Origin of the sequence: Pseudomonas sp. M30-35, from assembly GCF_002163625.1 — a bacterium.
Taxonomy (GTDB): Bacteria; Pseudomonadota; Gammaproteobacteria; order Pseudomonadales; family Pseudomonadaceae; genus Aquipseudomonas.
Window position 1 is genome coordinate 91,868 of record NZ_CP020892.1, and the last position, 14,763, is coordinate 106,630.

Sequence of the window (14,763 nt, forward strand, 5' to 3'; positions counted from 1 at the left end):
GTAAGCAGTCAATCGCTAGCGTGCCCTGTATTAATTGGGCGACCCGCTAAACTACGCTGAATATCATGATCGTTAGTTCGATTTAGTTATAACCATAGGTCTACAAAGATTTTTGAGACCTATAGAGCAGCGGGTAAACTACGCAACCTTTTTGCGCTTACCCCGCAGCTTGAAGACCCAAAAGGTTTACCGCGTGATCAATTTTCAACAGGTCCATAAGGCGTACCACGTCAATGGCCAAGCGATAACGGCGCTACAGCCGACCGACTTGAACATCGCCCGTGGCGAAGTGTTTGGCATTATCGGCCACTCCGGTGCCGGTAAAAGTACCCTGCTGCGTTTGATCAACCGTCTGGAAGAGCCTTCCGGTGGTCGCATCGACATTGATAGTGAAGAAGTCACGGCGTTGGACGCCAACGGCTTGCGCGGTTTCCGCCAGCAAGTCGGAATGATTTTTCAGCACTTCAATTTGCTGTCATCGAAAACCGTTGCGGACAACGTGGCCCTGCCGCTGAAGCTGGCAGGCAAGCTGTCACGTGCCGATCTCAACAAGCGTGTTGCCCAGTTGCTTGCCCGCGTCGGCTTGAGTGACCATGCGAAGAAGTATCCCGCGCAGTTATCCGGCGGCCAGAAGCAACGTGTTGGTATAGCTCGCGCATTGGCCACCGAGCCGAAAATCCTGCTCTGCGATGAAGCCACCAGTGCGCTTGACCCGCAAACAACCGCATCGGTCCTGCAATTGCTGGCTGAGATTAACCGCGAACTGAACCTGACTATCGTGCTGATTACCCATGAAATGGATGTGATCCGCCGTGTATGTGACCGCGTCGCAGTGATGGACGCGGGCGTTATTGTCGAGCAAGGCCCAGTGGCGGACGTGTTTTTGCATCCGCAGCACAGCACCACCAAGCGCTTTGTGCAGGAATCCGAGCACGTTGATGAACAAGAGCAGCGCGATGATTTCGCCCATGTTGAAGGCCGCATCTTGCGCCTGACCTTTCAGGGTGACGCCACCTATGCTCCGCTGCTGGGCACTGTTGCCCGCCAGACAGGTGTTGATTACAGCATTCTTGCCGGTCGTATCGACCGTATCAAAGACACCCCATACGGCCAGTTGACCTTGGCCCTGACCGGCGGCGACCTGGAGGCGGCGATTGCTTGCTTTGCCGCGGCTGACGTTCACTTGGAGGTACTGCGTTAATGGAAAGCCTATTTCCAAACGTCGACTGGGTCGAAATCTGGCAGGCCAGCCTCGATACCCTGAGCATGCTCGGTGGTTCTCTGCTGTTTACCGTATTGCTTGGTTTGCCGCTCGGCGTGTTGTTGTTCCTCACCAGCCCACGGCAGATGTTCGAGCAAAAAGCTTTTTACGGCCTGCTTTCGTTGCTGGTTAACATACTGCGTTCGGTGCCGTTTGTGATCCTGCTGATTGTGATGATCCCGGTAACCGTGGTGATCACCGGCACTTCACTCGGTGTTGCCGGTGCCATTCCACCGCTGGTGGTTGGCGCGACGCCGTTCTTCGCTCGATTGGTTGAGACCGCGTTGCGTGAAGTCGATAAAGGCATTATCGAGGCGACTCAGGCGATGGGCGCAACCACCAAACAGATCGTGATCAACGCGCTGCTGCCAGAAGCCTTGCCCGGGATTTTCGCGGCGATCACCGTGACTGCAATTACCTTGGTTTCTTACACCGCGATGTCCGGCCTGATTGGCGGCGGCGGTCTTGGCGACCTCGCAGTACGTTACGGTTATCAGCGTTATCAGCCAGACGTAATGATGGTCACCGTGGTGCTATTGCTGATTCTTGTGCAGATTCTGCAAACCGCCGGTGACAAGCTGGTGGTGCATTTTTCACGCAAATGATTGCAGCAAGTTCACTCAAGTTACCCAATAGCTTAACCAACAGAATAGTGCGGTTATCAGCCGCCGCTTAACATCCTACAAGGAGATAAATGATGAAAAAGTTGCTCGTTGCTGCTGTCGCAACTGTTGCGGCCTTTGCCGCGCAGGCTGAAACCCTGAGCGTCGCGGCTACCGCTGTCCCGCATGCTGAAATCCTCGAATTCGTTAAGCCAACGCTGGCCAAAGAAGGCGTCGATCTGGACATTAAAGTGTTCACTGACTACGTCCAGCCAAACGTACAGGTTGCCGAAAAGCGTCTGGACGCCAACTTCTTCCAACACCAGCCGTACCTCGATGAGTTCAACAAGAGCCGTGGCACCAAGCTGGTAAGCGTTGTTGGCGTTCACGTTGAACCCTTTGGTGCTTATTCGACCAAGCACAAGAGCCTCGACGAGTTGCCACAAGGCGCAATCGTGGTTATCCCGAACGATGCAACCAACGGCGGTCGTGCGTTGTTGCTGCTGGAAAAAGCTGGCCTGATCAAGCTGAAAGATTCGAACAACATCCTCGCGACACCAAAAGATGTGGTTGAGAATCCGAAGAGCCTCAAGTTCCGTGCACTCGAAGCCGCAACGCTGGCACGTGTTCTGAGCCAGGTTGACCTTGCGCTGATCAACACCAACTACGCGCTGGAAGCCAAGCTCAACCCAACCAAGGACGCTTTGGTGATCGAAGACAGCAACTCGCCATACGTTAACAATCTGGTTGCCCGCGAAGACAACAAAGACAGCCCAGCCATGCAGAAATTGGCCAAGGCACTGAACAGCCCTGAAGTTAAAACCTTCATCGTTGAGCAGTACAAAGGCGCGATCGTTCCAGCGTTCTAATCAATTGCTGCAACCATAGCCCCATGAAAAAGCCGCTCTTTTAGAGCGGCTTTTTTGTGCCTGAAATCTATGGTTTTAGCGGTGTGCTCAGGTGTTAGCAGTTGCAGTTGCTTGGGCTAAGCATTCAAGCAAGCAATCGAGCGCTGGCTGGCGCTGGGCACGGCGTAGCAATGCAACCAGTTCGCGGTGAAACGTTAGCGGGCCCAGCTCTATTACACGCAATTGTGTCGGCCGTTGCAGCCATAAACCCGCGCGAGGGATCAGCGATACGCCCATGCCGTTCTCAACCATGCGCACGATGGCTTCAAGCTCATCCAGCTCCAAGGTATCGTGCACATCAATATGCTGCTCACGCAGAAACTTACTCACCAGCCTGCCGCCGAACGAGCGCCGGTCGTAACGGACGAAGGGTTGTTCAGCAAGTATCTGTAGCGGCTCATCGGCGCTGACGGACAAAGGGGTAATCAGCACAAACGGCTCGCGCGCCAAGCTGACTTCGAGCAGTTCCTTGGGTAACTCAAACGGTGGCTTGATCAGCAGCGCGAGGTCAATTTCGCCCGCATCGATCTGGCCGAGCAGGTTCAAGGATACCCCGGGGATTATTTTTACATCGACCTGTGCCGCCTGAGCACGGAAGCTCGGCAATGCGTCGGGCAGCAAGCCGGTTTGAACGCTGGCAATTGCCCCAACCTTTAACTCGCCACGCCATTCTGCCAGCCCTGTCGGCAGAGCCATTTGCGCAAACAGGCCGAGCATTTGTTCAGCCAGTGGCAGGGCATGTCGGCCTGCGGCATTAAGTACTGCCGCGCGCCCGCTGCGGTCAAACAAGCGCAGGCCCAAGCCCTGCTCAAGCACGCGCATTTGTGCGCTGACCGCCGATTGCGTCAGGCCTGCGTGCTGACCCGCAGCAGCGAAGGTGCCATGTTTTGCGACCAGTAAAAAAGTTTTCAGCTCGCGGAGCATGAGCGTCTCGATTGATCAATTTTATTTGAGCTTGGGCGCAATAATATTCGCTTTTAATCATTTTTGCTGTAGCTAAACTGAAACGATTGGTTAACCTCAACAGGATATCTGTATGGCTCTCGCCCCGTTCCACTTGGCTATTCCGGTTTATGACTTAAAAGCTGCTCGGCACTTTTATGGCGAAGTGTTTGGCTGTCCCGAGGGGCGTAGCAGCGACCATTGGGTTGATTTTGACTTCTTTGGCCACCAGTTGGTCATCCACGAAAGCCCAAAGACGGACTCGCAAAGCCAGGCACAGAGTAACCCTGTCGATGGCCATGACGTGCCGGTGCCGCATTTTGGTGTGGTGCTGGGCTGGCAGGATTGGGAACAGCTGGCTGAACGGTTGCGCGAACGGCAGACCGAGTTTGTGATTGAGCCTTATGTGCGCTTCAAAGGTCAGGTCGGCGAGCAAGCCACCATGTTCTTATTTGACCCTTGCGGTAATGCGCTTGAGTTCAAAGCTTTCAAAGACCTCTCGCAGATGTTTGCCAAGTAAACCTCTGCCGGCCAGGCGCAAACCGCAGCGTGAGTTTGCGCAGGCCTTGCTATCAATCTTTCTGCGTCAAAAGCGTTGGCAGTTCAGCCGCGAGTTTTTGAATATTCAGCGGTGAGCGAATAAAGCCACGCTGCCTGCCGTCTGGCCCAATAATCACCAGATTGCCGCTGTGGTCAACGGTGTAGTTGGGCTTGCTGGTGTCGGCTGGAATAAACGGAATGCTGACTCCATTAGCCAGTTTTTCGATGGTTTTTTCTTCACCGGTCAGGCCCATGAAGCTTGGGTCAAAGTAACCGAGGTATTTCTTCAGTTGTTCCGGCGTATCCCGATTCGGGTCAACGCTGACCAACACCACGCGCAGATTGGCTATGGCCTCTTCAGGCAGCATTTTTTTCAGTTCACGCAGCTCCGCTAATGTTGCCGGGCAAATGTCCGGGCAAAAGGTGTAGCCGAAGAACAGCAGGCTCCATTTGTCTTTGAGCTGCTCGGTCTGGAATGGCTTGGCGTTTTGGTCAATCAATTCGAGATCCGGCACGTCTCGGCCCTGAGGCAATAAAACGATACCGGCATCGAGCAACTTGGTCGGGTCGGTCTGCCCCTTGCTGCTAAGCACCTTGTTGACAGTGAGCCCCAATACCAGAGCAATGACGGCGACAAGAACAAAAACGGTAGTCTGAGTACGGGTCATGGCACCAAAATCTATAAGTTGAAGAAGAAGTAATGATCCACCAGCAACGCGATGAACAACAGAAACAGGTACCAGATACTGTACTTGAAGGTGTTGATTGCCGCGTGCGGTTTGCTGTCACGGTACAACACCACTGACCACTGCAGAAAGCGTGCACCCAAAACCACTGCGCAGACCAAGTACAGCAGGCCGCTCATGTGGATAGCGTAAGGCAGCAGGGTAACGGCGAACATCATGCAGGTGTAAAGAATGATGTGAACCTTTGTGTAATGTTCGCCGTGGGTGACCGGCAGCATTGGGATATCGGCTTTGGCGTATTCCTCTTTGCGGTGGATGGCTAGCGCCCAAAAGTGCGGCGGCGTCCAGGCGAAGATAATCAATACCAGCAGCAGTGGTTCGGCGCTGATATGCCCGGTGACTGCAACCCAGCCCAACAGCGGTGGCGCTGCGCCAGCCAAGCCGCCGATGACTATATTCTGCGGCGTCGCACGTTTCAAAAAGCCGGTGTAGAGCACTGCATAACCGAGCAGCGAGGCGAGCGTCAGCCAGGCAGCCAGTTCGTTAGTAAATGCCAGCAACAGTGACATTCCGCTTATGGCCAAGAGCAATGCAAAGCTCAGCGCCAGAACAGGTGACATGCGTCCAGACGTTACGGGACGTTTGTGGGTGCGAGCCATGATCGAGTCGATACGTCGGTCAACCACATGATTCACTGCGGCCGCAGCTCCTGCGCATAAACCAATGCCGAGGTTGCCGAAAATCAATACCTGCCAGGCCACGCCCGCTCGCGTCGCGAGAAACATACCGACCAGTGAGGTGATCAGCATCAGCACCACGACACGTGGCTTGGTCAGTTCGAGAAAGTCACGCCAGCTCAGGTGTGTCGCTTGTTCGCGTAATAGAGTTGCCATGCGGTTACCCCTTTTCTTATGCGTTAGACGCTCGTACAACGTCTGACTTTTGCAGCAAAGCTGTTTTCGCAGTTGCGGCCCGTGCGTAAGCAGTTGCCGGAACGCGGACGCAGTAATTAACCAGGACCATGCACATCAGTAGCACCGCGCCGCCGGCGTTATGCGCCACTGCAACCAGCAGTGGTAGGTGAAAAATGACATTGCTGATGCCTAAACAAACCTGCACAGCAAGCGCGAGCAAGACGCCAGTCGCCAGCCGTTTTAGCCGCGCCGCGCGTAGTTGCCAAGCTAAAAGCAGGAGCATGCAGGTGACGAGCAGAGCACCGACACGATGGGTCATGTGGATCGCTGTGCGCGCGTCACTGTCGAGTTGACCGCCAAGATAATTCGGGCCGATGTGCTGGCTGAGGTGAAAGCCATTAGCGAAGTCCATTGCTGGCCACCACTCGCCATGACATTTGGGCAAATCCACGCAGGCGACTGCGGCGTAATTACTGCTGACCCAGCCGCCCAGTGCAATTTGGCCGATAACCAAGGCCAATGCTGCGCCAGCAAGCAACCTTAAACGTGGCGGGATTGAGGGGATTGTCGGTGCCTTACCCGATAGCCGCACGGTGAGTAAAAATAACAAGCTCAAGGTGGCAAAGCCGCCAAGTAGATGCAGGGTCACCACTTGTGGCCAAAGCTTGAGGGTGACCGTCCACATGCCGAAAGCGGCTTGCACAATCACTAGCCCAAGTAACAGTAACGGCAGTTTTACCGGTTGCCCAGCTCGCCCATGTTGCCTAAGGGCATGCACCGCTAAACCCAGCATCACTAAACCAAGGGTGCCAGCAAAGTAGCGGTGAATCATTTCTGCCCAGCCCTTGGCGACCTCCACCGGTGCAGCTGGGAATCGCGATTGGGCTAGCCCTTGCGCGTGTTCGCTCATGGGTACGCCGATAAATCCGTAGCAACCTGGCCAGTCCGGACAGCCGAGCCCTGAGTGACTTAGGCGCGTATATGCACCCAATATCACTACAACGGCTGCAAGCAATGTGGCAAACAATGCAAAGCGATAGCCCGGTTTAGTCATCATGCACACTCCCTAAGTGCAAATCTGCTTTCAGCCAATGCGCGACAGTTTGAGCAAGTGCTGCAAGTCTTTTAGTGTTTCTTTGCCGTTGTTGTTGCTGTCATAACGCAGCACCAGATTGCCGTGTGGATCGACAATCCACAGTTGCGCCTCTTCGGCCTTGGCGCCGGTTAGTTGCAGGGTTTTCTGGTAGCGAGACAACTCCAGCGAATGCTGGGCAAGTTGTGGATATTCACGTTTGAGCTGATGGTCGTAATCACTGCTAACCGGCTGGCTGGTGGCGAGCGTATGAGTGGCTCGGGTGGCGTCGCGGTTAAGGCCGATGTTGATTTGGCGCGCTAGAAATACCAGCTTCTTGCAGTCTTCCGTACAGGCATTGGGTGCGGTCACGAGTAGCTGCCAGCGTTTATCCTCGGCGCCGTTAACACCGAGGTTTTCGAGGTTTTCCCCGGTACCAAGGAGCTCGCCGTGGTAGTTGCGGCTTTCTGGTACCCAGAAATTGCCGTAAAACATGGCCGTTGCCAGCACCATCGGACCAATCACGATGGCCAGTATCAGCAGCAGCTGTAAGCGCCCGGTAACCCGACTTCTTGGCGTTGTATCAGGCATGGTGATGCTTGGGTTCATTGTGCGGCTCCCGTGCGTTATGCACACCTAGGTAAATGAACAATCCGATTAGGGTCAGCGCCAGTGCGAACCACTGCACGGCGTAGCCAACGTGTTTGTCTGGGCTCATCGATACCACTGGCCACTGCGTTTCAAATGCAGCGGGCCCGGGTTCAATTCGCAGCTCATTAGCCAAGCCTGCTCGACCGAGTTGTTGCCACAGGGTTTTGGCGTCGACTTTGGTGATCAGTCTTGGCCAAGCGCTACTCGCGGCAACGTCCTGTAGTTGCAGACCATCACCCAATGACACATAGACCGTTGCATTGAGGTGCAACCTTGAGTCCGGGGTGTCGAACGCTGGAGCTATTCGCCGGTCGGGCCATGGCAACCAACCGCGGTTAAGCAGTACCCATAAGCCGCTGATTTGATCGTAAAAGGGTTGCAGTACTTCAACGCCTGCGTGGCCGTCACGAATACGGTTATCCAAGAGCAGGCTGTGCTGGCTATCGAAGGAGCCCTGCAACTTGACCCGCACGTAGGCTATGTCCTTTTGGCCTTCAAGCTGGTTCAGGCTGATCGGCGCGGAGATTTCTTGCAGTTGATGAGCGGCCAGCATTTGCCTTTTTTGTTCGGCTCGGTCGAGTTGCCAAACGCCCAGACCCACCAGCACGGGCAGCAAGATAAGCACTGCTATGCCTGGAATAACGCCCGGACGAAAGCCGATCATGACATCTGCCTAAGTAACCCGACGAAGCTGGCTATACTGTTTGTTGAGTGCATTTCACTCCCCCCGGAGCCATCTAAGGAGTCACGCATGCTTAAAGCCGCGATCATCCTGCTACTGCTTGCGACCCTGGTCAGCTTGTTCAGTGGCCTGTTCTTTTTGGTTAAAGATGAAGGCCATGGCTCGCGAGTGGTCAACTCGCTGACCGTCCGAGTTGGTTTGACCGCTGCAACCGTAGCGCTTATCGCTTGGGGTTTTTACAGCGGTCAGTTGGTCAGTCATGTCACTTGGTGATCCCTTCCTGAACCTTCAAAAAGTAAGTCCCCGGCTCTTCGTCAGAGCACGTAGACGAAGATAAACAAGCCAAGCCAGACCACATCCACGAAGTGCCAGTACCAGCTGGCTGCTTCAAACCCGAAGTGTTTCTCCGGGTTGAAGTGCCCCTTCATCACGCGCATCAACATCACGAACAGGATCAGTGCGCCCATGGTGACGTGCGCACCGTGGAAGCCTGTGAGCATAAAAAATGTTGCTCCATAGATCCCTGAACCCAGAGTCAGGCCCAGGTCGTTGTAGGCTTCGTAGTATTCGTAGGCTTGTAAAAACAGGAAGAGCACACCGAGCACCACGGTGAGTGCAAGCCAGGCTTTGAGTGCGCCGCGCTTGTCTTTTTTCAAGGCATGGTGAGCGAAGGTCACGGTGAAACTGGAACTGACCAGCAAGATGGTGTTGATCAATGGCAGGTGCCAAGGGTCAATCACACCGCTTGCAGGCGGAAACAGTTTTGGATCGGGCGTGTTCAGCAGTGGCCAAGTGAACTGGAAGTTCGGCCACAGCATATTGGCAACGCCTTTAGCACCTTCACCGCCGAGCCAAGGTCCGGCAAGGTGGCGAACATAGAACAGTGCGCCGAAGAATGCGGCAAAGAACATCACCTCGGAAAAGATAAACCAACTCATGCCCCAGCGAAACGAGCGGTCCATCTGTGGGCTGTAGAGCCCTTCGTGACTTTCTTTGATCACGCTGCCGAACCAGCCAAACAGCATGTAGGCGAGAAACAAGCCGCCAATAAAGAAAATCAGTGGGCCATGCGAATCGGGGCGCTCGGCAGACATGTCATTGAACCAGGTGCCAACCCCGTAAACGCTGATCAGCATGCCAAAGGTGGCAATGATTGGCCACTTGCTTTGTGACGGTACGTAATACGTTTCGTGAGACGCCATCTTTGTTCTCCTTATTAAGGCGAAACTACGCTCATTACTTATGACTAACCTGCGCGACCGGTGGGATGCGGGCAGTGACATCAAACAAGGTGTACGCCAGCGTCAGGTGATGCACGTCGGCGGGTAGATCTTTATCAACGATAAATCGCACCGGCATTTCAATTTGTTCGCCGGGCTGGAGGATTTGCTGGGTGAAACAGAAGCACTCGGTTTTATGAAAATAGGCAGCAGCCTTGGACGGTGCAACGCTTGGAATTGCTTGAGCCGTCATCGGTTTATCGGTTGGGTTACTGGCCACAAACACCATCTGGTTGGTTGCGCCCGGGTGCACCACAATGTCATCCGCCATCGGTTTGAATTTCCAAGGCATGTCGACGTTGTTGGTGGCCAGAAACTGCACCCGCACCTGACGTTCGTTGTTTTCAACTTGAGCACCTTCAAAAGCTGAGCCGCTGATTTTGCCATTAATGCCGAACGCTTGGCACATCACGTCGTAAATCGGCACCAGTGCAAAGCCAAAAGCAAACATGCCCACCACCACGCCTAATAGGCGTAGCACAAGACGGCGGTTGGGCATTGGGCTGCTCATGCGAACTCCTTATTTAACTTCAGGTGGCGTGGAGAAGGTGTGGTAAGGCGCAGGCGAAGGAATCGTCCACTCCAGGCCATCAGCTCCATCCCAAGGCTTGGCTGGCGCAGGTTTGCCGCCGCGAATGCACTTGATGACGATGAACAGGAACAATAGCTGTGTGGCGCCGAACATGAATGCCCCAATCGAGGACACCATGTTGAAGTTGGCGAACATCAGGTTGTAGTCCGGAATCCGTCTTGGCATGCCAGCAAGACCGACGAAGTGCATCGGGAAGAACGCCATGTTCATGCCGATGAAGCTCATCCAGAAATGCAGTTTGCCGAGGGTTTCGTCGTACATGTGCCCAGTCCACTTCGGCAGCCAGTAGTAGGCTGAGGCGAAGATGCCGAAGATCGCGCCGGGTACCAGTACATAGTGGAAGTGCGCCACTACAAAGTAGGTGTCGTGGTACTGGAAGTCAGCGGGTGCAATCGCCAACATCAGACCGGAGAAACCACCGATGGTGAACAGGATGACGAACGCTACAGCGAACAGCATCGGCGTCTCGAAGGTCATTGAGCCTTGCCACATGGTGCTCGCCCAGTTGAACACCTTGACCCCGGTGGGCACGGCAATCATCAGGGTGGCATACATAAAGAACAACTCACCGGTGAGCGGGATACCCACGGTGAACATGTGGTGCGCCCAGACGATAAACGACAAGAAGGCAATCGAGGCTGTCGCGTACACCATCGAGGTGTAGCCAAATAATGGCTTACGCGCGAAGGCTGGAATGATTGCGCTGACGGCGCCAAACGCCGGCAGAATCATGATGTACACCTCAGGGTGACCGAAGAACCAGAACACATGCTGGAACAGCACCGGATCACCACCACCGGCCGCACTGAAGAAGCTGGTGCCGAAGTGAATATCCATCAACATCATGGTTACGACACCCGCCAACACTGGCATTACCGCGATCAGCAGGAAGGCGGTGATTAGCCATGTCCAGACAAACAGCGGCATTTTCATCAATGTCATGCCGGGGGCACGCAGGTTAAGGATGGTCGCAATCACGTTGATCGCGCCCATGATTGAGCTAACCCCCATCAAGTGAATGGCGAAGATGAAAAACGTCACGCTTTCAGGTGCGTAGGTTGTCGACAGCGGGGCATAAAAGGTCCAGCCGAAGTTCGGCCCGCCGCCCGGCATAAACAACGTACTGATCAATAAAGCAAAGGCTGCAGGCAGCAACCAGAAGCTGAAGTTGTTCATGCGCGGCAGGGCCATGTCTGGCGCGCCGATCATCAGTGGCACCATCCAGTTGGCCAGCCCGACAAATGCAGGCATTACTGCACCGAAGACCATGATCAGGCCGTGCATGGTAGTCATTTGGTTAAAGAATTCCGGCTGCACGATTTGCAGTCCGGGTTGAAACAACTCAGCACGAATAACCATGGCAAAGCTGCCGCCAAGCAGGAACATGGCGAAGCTGAACCACAGGTACATGGTGCCAATATCTTTGTGGTTGGTGGTCAACACCCAACGCATCAGGCCTTTAGCTGGGCCGTGGTGATGGTCATGTCCTGCATGACCGTGGTCGATCACTGCACTCATGTCATTGCTCCTCGGCTTGCTTGAGCTCTAGCACTTCTTTGGGGGTGACCATATCGCCTACCTTGTTACCCCAAGCATTACGCTCGTAGGTGACTACCGCCGCGATATCGACTTCAGAAAGTTGTTTGCCGAAGGCTGCCATTGAGGTGCCTGGCTTGCCATGGAAGACAATATCGAGGTGATCCTCTTTTGGCCCCGTGGCGATTTCCGAGCCATCCAGCGCCGGGAACATAGGCGGTAAACCTTGGCCTTCCGCTTGGTGACATGAGACGCATGCGGTGTGGTAAACCTTGTCGCCGCGTGCGACCAACTCTTCAAGCGTCCAGTCTTTCTCGGTCAGCTCTTTGAGTTTTGCCGTTTCGGCTTTCTTTTCAGCCAGCCACGCGTCGTAGTCAGGCTGCGACTTGGCTTCAACCACGATCGGCATAAAGCCGTGGTCCTTGCCGCACAGTTCAGCGCACTGGCCGCGGTAGATTCCTGGCTCATCAATGCGTGTCCATGATTCGTTGATGAAGCCGGGAATAGCGTCCTTTTTCACCGCCAGCGCAGGCACCCACCACGCGTGGATAACGTCGGCGGAGGTAATCAGGAAGCGGATTTTTTGACCCACAGGGACAACCAATGGCTGGTCGACCTCAAGCAGGTAATGTTCGCCTTTTTCAGCCCGGTTGCTGATTTGTTCGGCGGGGGTAGCCAAGTTGCTGAAGAACTCAACATCCTGACCGAGATACTTGTATTGCCATTTCCACTGATAGCCGGTGATCTGGATATCAACGTCTGATTCAGAGGTGTCGTAGATATCAATCAGGGTCTTGGTTGCGGGAATGGCCATCAACACCAGGATGATTAAAGGCACGATGGTCCAGAGAATCTCGACCGTGGTGCTTTCATGGAAGTTGGCGGGTACCTGGCCGGTCGAGCGTCGGTGAATAAACATCGACCAGAACATCGCGCCAAATACTATTACGCCGATGACTACGCAGATCCAGAAAATGGTCATATGCAGGTCGAAGACAGTGCGGCTTACCTCAGTAGCTCCTGGTGTCATGTTGACAGTCCAGCTCGCCTCAGCGGTACTGAACGCCAACCACAGCAGCAGGCCCATCCAAACACGTGGATGTCGCGACATTGCGGGTTCCCCTTATGGTTCTTGTTATCCCGCCGGCGTAGCCTGCGGCAAAGGGATCAACTACCAAGCCCTGGCGCGTGTGAACGGCCTGAGTCTGTGGCAACAACTGTCAAACCCTCTCCGTGCCGAAGCCCGTCCGGTTCCATCAAAGCAGTGCCTATCGCTCTGGAGTATAGTCGGCGACTAGCAGCCCGCAATGTGAAAGCTGAAATGGTTGATACTTCGCAAGGCTCGTCCTAAACCCCACGGACGGCGGGGCTTTGCAAATGCTGTTAGGCAATCGTTATAGCCGGCTGGTATAGAAGTTTTTAAAGTTATGACAATCGCGTCTTAGAGTTAAGCGGACAGCAACTAGGGTTGCAGGGGGCTGTTTGTCCCGGGAATCGGCGAATGTCGAAGCATCTGTAATCGTTAAGATCCACCCTTGTCTATGGAGTGACTACCCACGGGCAGTTGATTGCTGTGCCAGATAATTAATTATTGGCTTGCACGCTGCCACTTAAGTACTAAGGCCCTCGTTAGAAGGAGCTGCCATGAACACCGCTGCTATACGCGAACTTATCAACAAAGCGCTAAAACATGAGGCGAACACCGGCCAACTGGCCGCTCAGTTGGAGACGAAACTTAAAGATATCCACCCCTCGATCCGCTTACCTGAAGCCAACCCTTTAGCGGTGCTTATTGGCTTTGTGACGGCTTATATAGAAGAAGTGCCTCAGGTCATCGACGCGGCGACTGAGGTCGCTCGTGAGGCGGGTATAGAAGATCGAATCAAACCAGTGCTCAAGGTCGCTGAGCAATTCTTCCTGCAACCACCTGAGCTAATGTCGGGGCATGACGGCCTTGATGGTCTGCTTGATGAGGCCTATTTGGCGCACCGGTTGGTTATGGAAGTTAACGACCTGTATATCGCTCACCTCGGCCAACCGCTGATTCCGTTAGATACCACTATTGCTAACTTGATTGCTCACCAATTGATTGGCGAGTCGTTTGCCAATCAATTGGATGAAGCGGTGCATCGCACCGTGCTTGGGATGCTCAATCAAGACAGCTTCAAGCAAGGCTCGGTGGTGGCTTATCGCGAGCGCTTGAGTGCACCGAAAACCGACGCAGCATGGAAGCGTTGGCCGTGCTTTTCGGAGCAGCTGGGCGTTGAGTTGGTGCTGGATGGGCAGCGGGTTACCCAATAAAACGTCGGCGATAATCGTTTTAATAACGATTATCGCCGTTCAGGTGAAGCAACTGTCGTTGCTTAGTCGTGGCGGTAGCGTGCCCGTGGCGTAGCCAGCGGCACCGGACCTTCATCGATTGAGCGGAATTCGCCCAGTTCGGCATCATAAGCGACGATTTCGCTGGTCTCGATATCGTAGACCCAACCATGTACAAATAGCTGGCCACTGGCAATTTTCGCCGCGACTGAAGGATGCGTGCGCAAGTGATCGAGTTGCGCCAGTACGTTTTCTTTGGTCAGTACGCCTAGCGTTGTGTGATCAACGCAGCCGCAATTTTCCGCGACCACCGTTTTCGCGACCTCAGAGTGACGCAGCCAGGCTTTGACCGTTGGCATGCGCTCCAGTGACTCCGGGTTAAGTACCGCTTTCATTGCGCCGCAGTCAGAGTGACCACAAATAATGATGTGATGCACGTTGAGCGCCATGACTGCGAACTCGATCGCTGTTGAAACACCGCCCATCATCTGCCCATAAGGCGGTACCACGTTGCCAACGTTACGCGTGACGAACAAATCACCCGGGTTGGTTTGAGTGATCAGTTCCGGAACGATGCGCGAGTCGGCACAGGTGATAAACATGGCGCGTGGAGTTTGCTCATGCGCAAGCTTCTTGAACAGTTCTTCTTGCTGAGGAAAAACTTCCTTACGAAAGCGTCGGAAGCCATCAACAATGTGCTGCAACGCCTCATCAGCACTCTCTGTTACTGGGGTGTCTACTTGCTTTTTATCCATGCTGCAAACCTCAAGAAAGCCAT

At 54.3% G+C, this 14,763-nt stretch carries 17 protein-coding genes; 6 read left to right on the forward strand and 11 right to left on the reverse strand.

Annotated elements, in window-relative coordinates; all coding sequences use genetic code 11:
* The first annotated feature begins 193 nt into the window (after nt 1–193).
* The 3 genes from B9K09_RS00400 to B9K09_RS00410 all read left to right on the forward strand — a co-directional run bounded on the left by B9K09_RS00400 (nt 194) and on the right by B9K09_RS00410 (nt 2,732).
* A complete protein-coding gene (locus B9K09_RS00400) occupies nt 194–1,201 on the forward strand; it encodes a methionine ABC transporter ATP-binding protein (protein WP_087518915.1) in 1,008 nt (335 codons plus the stop codon).
* On the forward strand, nt 1,201–1,866 hold the full coding sequence (locus B9K09_RS00405; protein WP_087514931.1) for a methionine ABC transporter permease: 666 nt from the start codon (nt 1,201–1,203) through the stop codon (nt 1,864–1,866). Before B9K09_RS00400 ends, B9K09_RS00405 begins: the two co-directional genes overlap by 1 nt.
* 92 nt (nt 1,867–1,958) lie before the next feature.
* A complete protein-coding gene (locus tag B9K09_RS00410; protein ID WP_087514933.1) occupies nt 1,959–2,732 on the forward strand; it encodes a MetQ/NlpA family ABC transporter substrate-binding protein in 774 nt (257 codons plus the stop codon).
* 87 nt (nt 2,733–2,819) lie between these two features.
* Here the strand turns inward: B9K09_RS00410 and B9K09_RS00415 are convergent, their stop codons facing one another.
* On the reverse strand, nt 2,820–3,695 hold the full coding sequence (locus tag B9K09_RS00415) for a LysR family transcriptional regulator (protein ID WP_087514935.1): 876 nt from the start codon (nt 3,693–3,695) through the stop codon (nt 2,820–2,822).
* A gap of 112 nt (nt 3,696–3,807) precedes the next feature.
* Here B9K09_RS00415 and B9K09_RS00420 point away from each other — a divergent pair, with 112 nt between their 5' ends.
* Entirely contained in the window at nt 3,808–4,233 is a 426-nt protein-coding gene (locus B9K09_RS00420) for a VOC family protein (RefSeq protein WP_087514937.1), read from the forward strand.
* Nucleotides 4,234–4,285: 52 nt separating this feature from the next.
* Here B9K09_RS00420 and B9K09_RS00425 read toward each other — a convergent pair whose 3' ends face one another.
* Genes B9K09_RS00425 through B9K09_RS00445 form a run of 5 tightly spaced genes read right to left on the reverse strand, consistent with a single transcriptional unit; the run spans nt 4,286 to nt 8,240 of the window.
* Nucleotides 4,286–4,921 (reverse strand): SCO family protein, encoded by a 636-nt coding sequence (locus B9K09_RS00425; protein ID WP_087514939.1) that lies wholly within the window; start codon nt 4,919–4,921, stop codon nt 4,286–4,288.
* 11 nt (nt 4,922–4,932) lie between these two features.
* The gene (cyoE, locus tag B9K09_RS00430; protein WP_087514940.1) at nt 4,933–5,832 is read right to left on the reverse strand and encodes a heme o synthase; all 900 of its coding nucleotides are present in this window, start codon (nt 5,830–5,832) and stop codon (nt 4,933–4,935) included.
* Nucleotides 5,833–5,848: 16 nt separating this feature from the next.
* On the reverse strand, nt 5,849–6,907 hold the full coding sequence (locus B9K09_RS00435; protein ID WP_087518916.1) for a heme A synthase: 1,059 nt from the start codon (nt 6,905–6,907) through the stop codon (nt 5,849–5,851).
* A gap of 30 nt (nt 6,908–6,937) precedes the next feature.
* Nucleotides 6,938–7,534, reverse strand: coding sequence for a hypothetical protein (locus B9K09_RS00440; protein WP_087514942.1), 597 nt, complete (start codon nt 7,532–7,534; stop codon nt 6,938–6,940).
* The gene (locus tag B9K09_RS00445) at nt 7,509–8,240 is read right to left on the reverse strand and encodes an SURF1 family protein (RefSeq protein ID WP_087514943.1); all 732 of its coding nucleotides are present in this window, start codon (nt 8,238–8,240) and stop codon (nt 7,509–7,511) included. Before B9K09_RS00445 ends, B9K09_RS00440 begins: the two co-directional genes overlap by 26 nt.
* 87 nt (nt 8,241–8,327) lie before the next feature.
* On the opposite strand from B9K09_RS00445, the gene B9K09_RS00450 reads away from it, so the two are divergent.
* The gene (locus B9K09_RS00450) at nt 8,328–8,531 is read left to right on the forward strand and encodes a twin transmembrane helix small protein (RefSeq protein ID WP_087514945.1); all 204 of its coding nucleotides are present in this window, start codon (nt 8,328–8,330) and stop codon (nt 8,529–8,531) included.
* A gap of 41 nt (nt 8,532–8,572) precedes the next feature.
* On the opposite strand, the gene B9K09_RS00455 is transcribed toward B9K09_RS00450, so the two are convergent.
* From B9K09_RS00455 to coxB, 4 genes are read right to left on the reverse strand one after another with little or no spacing between them, the layout of a single operon-like run.
* A complete protein-coding gene (locus B9K09_RS00455; protein WP_087514946.1) occupies nt 8,573–9,460 on the reverse strand; it encodes a cytochrome c oxidase subunit 3 in 888 nt (295 codons plus the stop codon).
* Nucleotides 9,461–9,494: 34 nt separating this feature from the next.
* Nucleotides 9,495–10,049, reverse strand: coding sequence for a cytochrome c oxidase assembly protein (locus tag B9K09_RS00460; RefSeq protein WP_087514948.1), 555 nt, complete (start codon nt 10,047–10,049; stop codon nt 9,495–9,497).
* 9 nt (nt 10,050–10,058) lie between these two features.
* The gene (gene ctaD / locus B9K09_RS00465) at nt 10,059–11,648 is read right to left on the reverse strand and encodes a cytochrome c oxidase subunit I (protein ID WP_087514949.1); all 1,590 of its coding nucleotides are present in this window, start codon (nt 11,646–11,648) and stop codon (nt 10,059–10,061) included.
* 1 nt (nt 11,649) lies between these two features.
* Nucleotides 11,650–12,777 carry a cytochrome c oxidase subunit II gene (gene coxB / locus B9K09_RS00470; protein ID WP_177408616.1) on the reverse strand — a complete coding sequence of 376 codons (1,128 nt, stop codon included), beginning with the start codon at nt 12,775–12,777 and terminating at the stop codon, nt 11,650–11,652.
* A gap of 533 nt (nt 12,778–13,310) precedes the next feature.
* On the opposite strand from coxB, the gene B9K09_RS00475 reads away from it, so the two are divergent.
* Nucleotides 13,311–13,967: a hypothetical protein gene (locus B9K09_RS00475; protein WP_087514952.1), complete on the forward strand. Its 657-nt coding sequence runs from the start codon at nt 13,311–13,313 to the stop codon at nt 13,965–13,967.
* Nucleotides 13,968–14,029: 62 nt separating this feature from the next.
* Here the strand turns inward: B9K09_RS00475 and B9K09_RS00480 are convergent, their stop codons facing one another.
* Nucleotides 14,030–14,740, reverse strand: coding sequence for a carbonic anhydrase (locus B9K09_RS00480; RefSeq protein WP_087514954.1), 711 nt, complete (start codon nt 14,738–14,740; stop codon nt 14,030–14,032).
* Nucleotides 14,741–14,763 lie beyond the last annotated feature (23 nt).

Coding starts and splice junctions, on each gene's coding strand:
- B9K09_RS00405 (WP_087514931.1), top strand. CDS start 1,201: ATGGAAAGCCTATTTCCAAACGTCGACTGGGTCGAAATCTGGCAGGCC.
- B9K09_RS00410 (WP_087514933.1), top strand. CDS start 1,959: ATGAAAAAGTTGCTCGTTGCTGCTGTCGCAACTGTTGCGGCCTTTGCC.
- B9K09_RS00415 (WP_087514935.1), bottom strand. CDS start 3,695: ATGCTCCGCGAGCTGAAAACTTTTTTACTGGTCGCAAAACATGGCACC.
- B9K09_RS00420 (WP_087514937.1), top strand. CDS start 3,808: ATGGCTCTCGCCCCGTTCCACTTGGCTATTCCGGTTTATGACTTAAAA.
- B9K09_RS00425 (WP_087514939.1), bottom strand. CDS start 4,921: ATGACCCGTACTCAGACTACCGTTTTTGTTCTTGTCGCCGTCATTGCT.
- cyoE (WP_087514940.1), bottom strand. CDS start 5,832: ATGGCAACTCTATTACGCGAACAAGCGACACACCTGAGCTGGCGTGAC.
- B9K09_RS00435 (WP_087518916.1), bottom strand. CDS start 6,907: ATGACTAAACCGGGCTATCGCTTTGCATTGTTTGCCACATTGCTTGCA.
- B9K09_RS00440 (WP_087514942.1), bottom strand. CDS start 7,534: ATGAACCCAAGCATCACCATGCCTGATACAACGCCAAGAAGTCGGGTT.
- B9K09_RS00445 (WP_087514943.1), bottom strand. CDS start 8,240: ATGATCGGCTTTCGTCCGGGCGTTATTCCAGGCATAGCAGTGCTTATC.
- B9K09_RS00450 (WP_087514945.1), top strand. CDS start 8,328: ATGCTTAAAGCCGCGATCATCCTGCTACTGCTTGCGACCCTGGTCAGC.
- B9K09_RS00455 (WP_087514946.1), bottom strand. CDS start 9,460: ATGGCGTCTCACGAAACGTATTACGTACCGTCACAAAGCAAGTGGCCA.
- B9K09_RS00460 (WP_087514948.1), bottom strand. CDS start 10,049: ATGAGCAGCCCAATGCCCAACCGCCGTCTTGTGCTACGCCTATTAGGC.
- ctaD (WP_087514949.1), bottom strand. CDS start 11,648: ATGAGTGCAGTGATCGACCACGGTCATGCAGGACATGACCATCACCAC.
- coxB (WP_177408616.1), bottom strand. CDS start 12,777: ATGTCGCGACATCCACGTGTTTGGATGGGCCTGCTGCTGTGGTTGGCG.
- B9K09_RS00475 (WP_087514952.1), top strand. CDS start 13,311: ATGAACACCGCTGCTATACGCGAACTTATCAACAAAGCGCTAAAACAT.
- B9K09_RS00480 (WP_087514954.1), bottom strand. CDS start 14,740: ATGGATAAAAAGCAAGTAGACACCCCAGTAACAGAGAGTGCTGATGAG.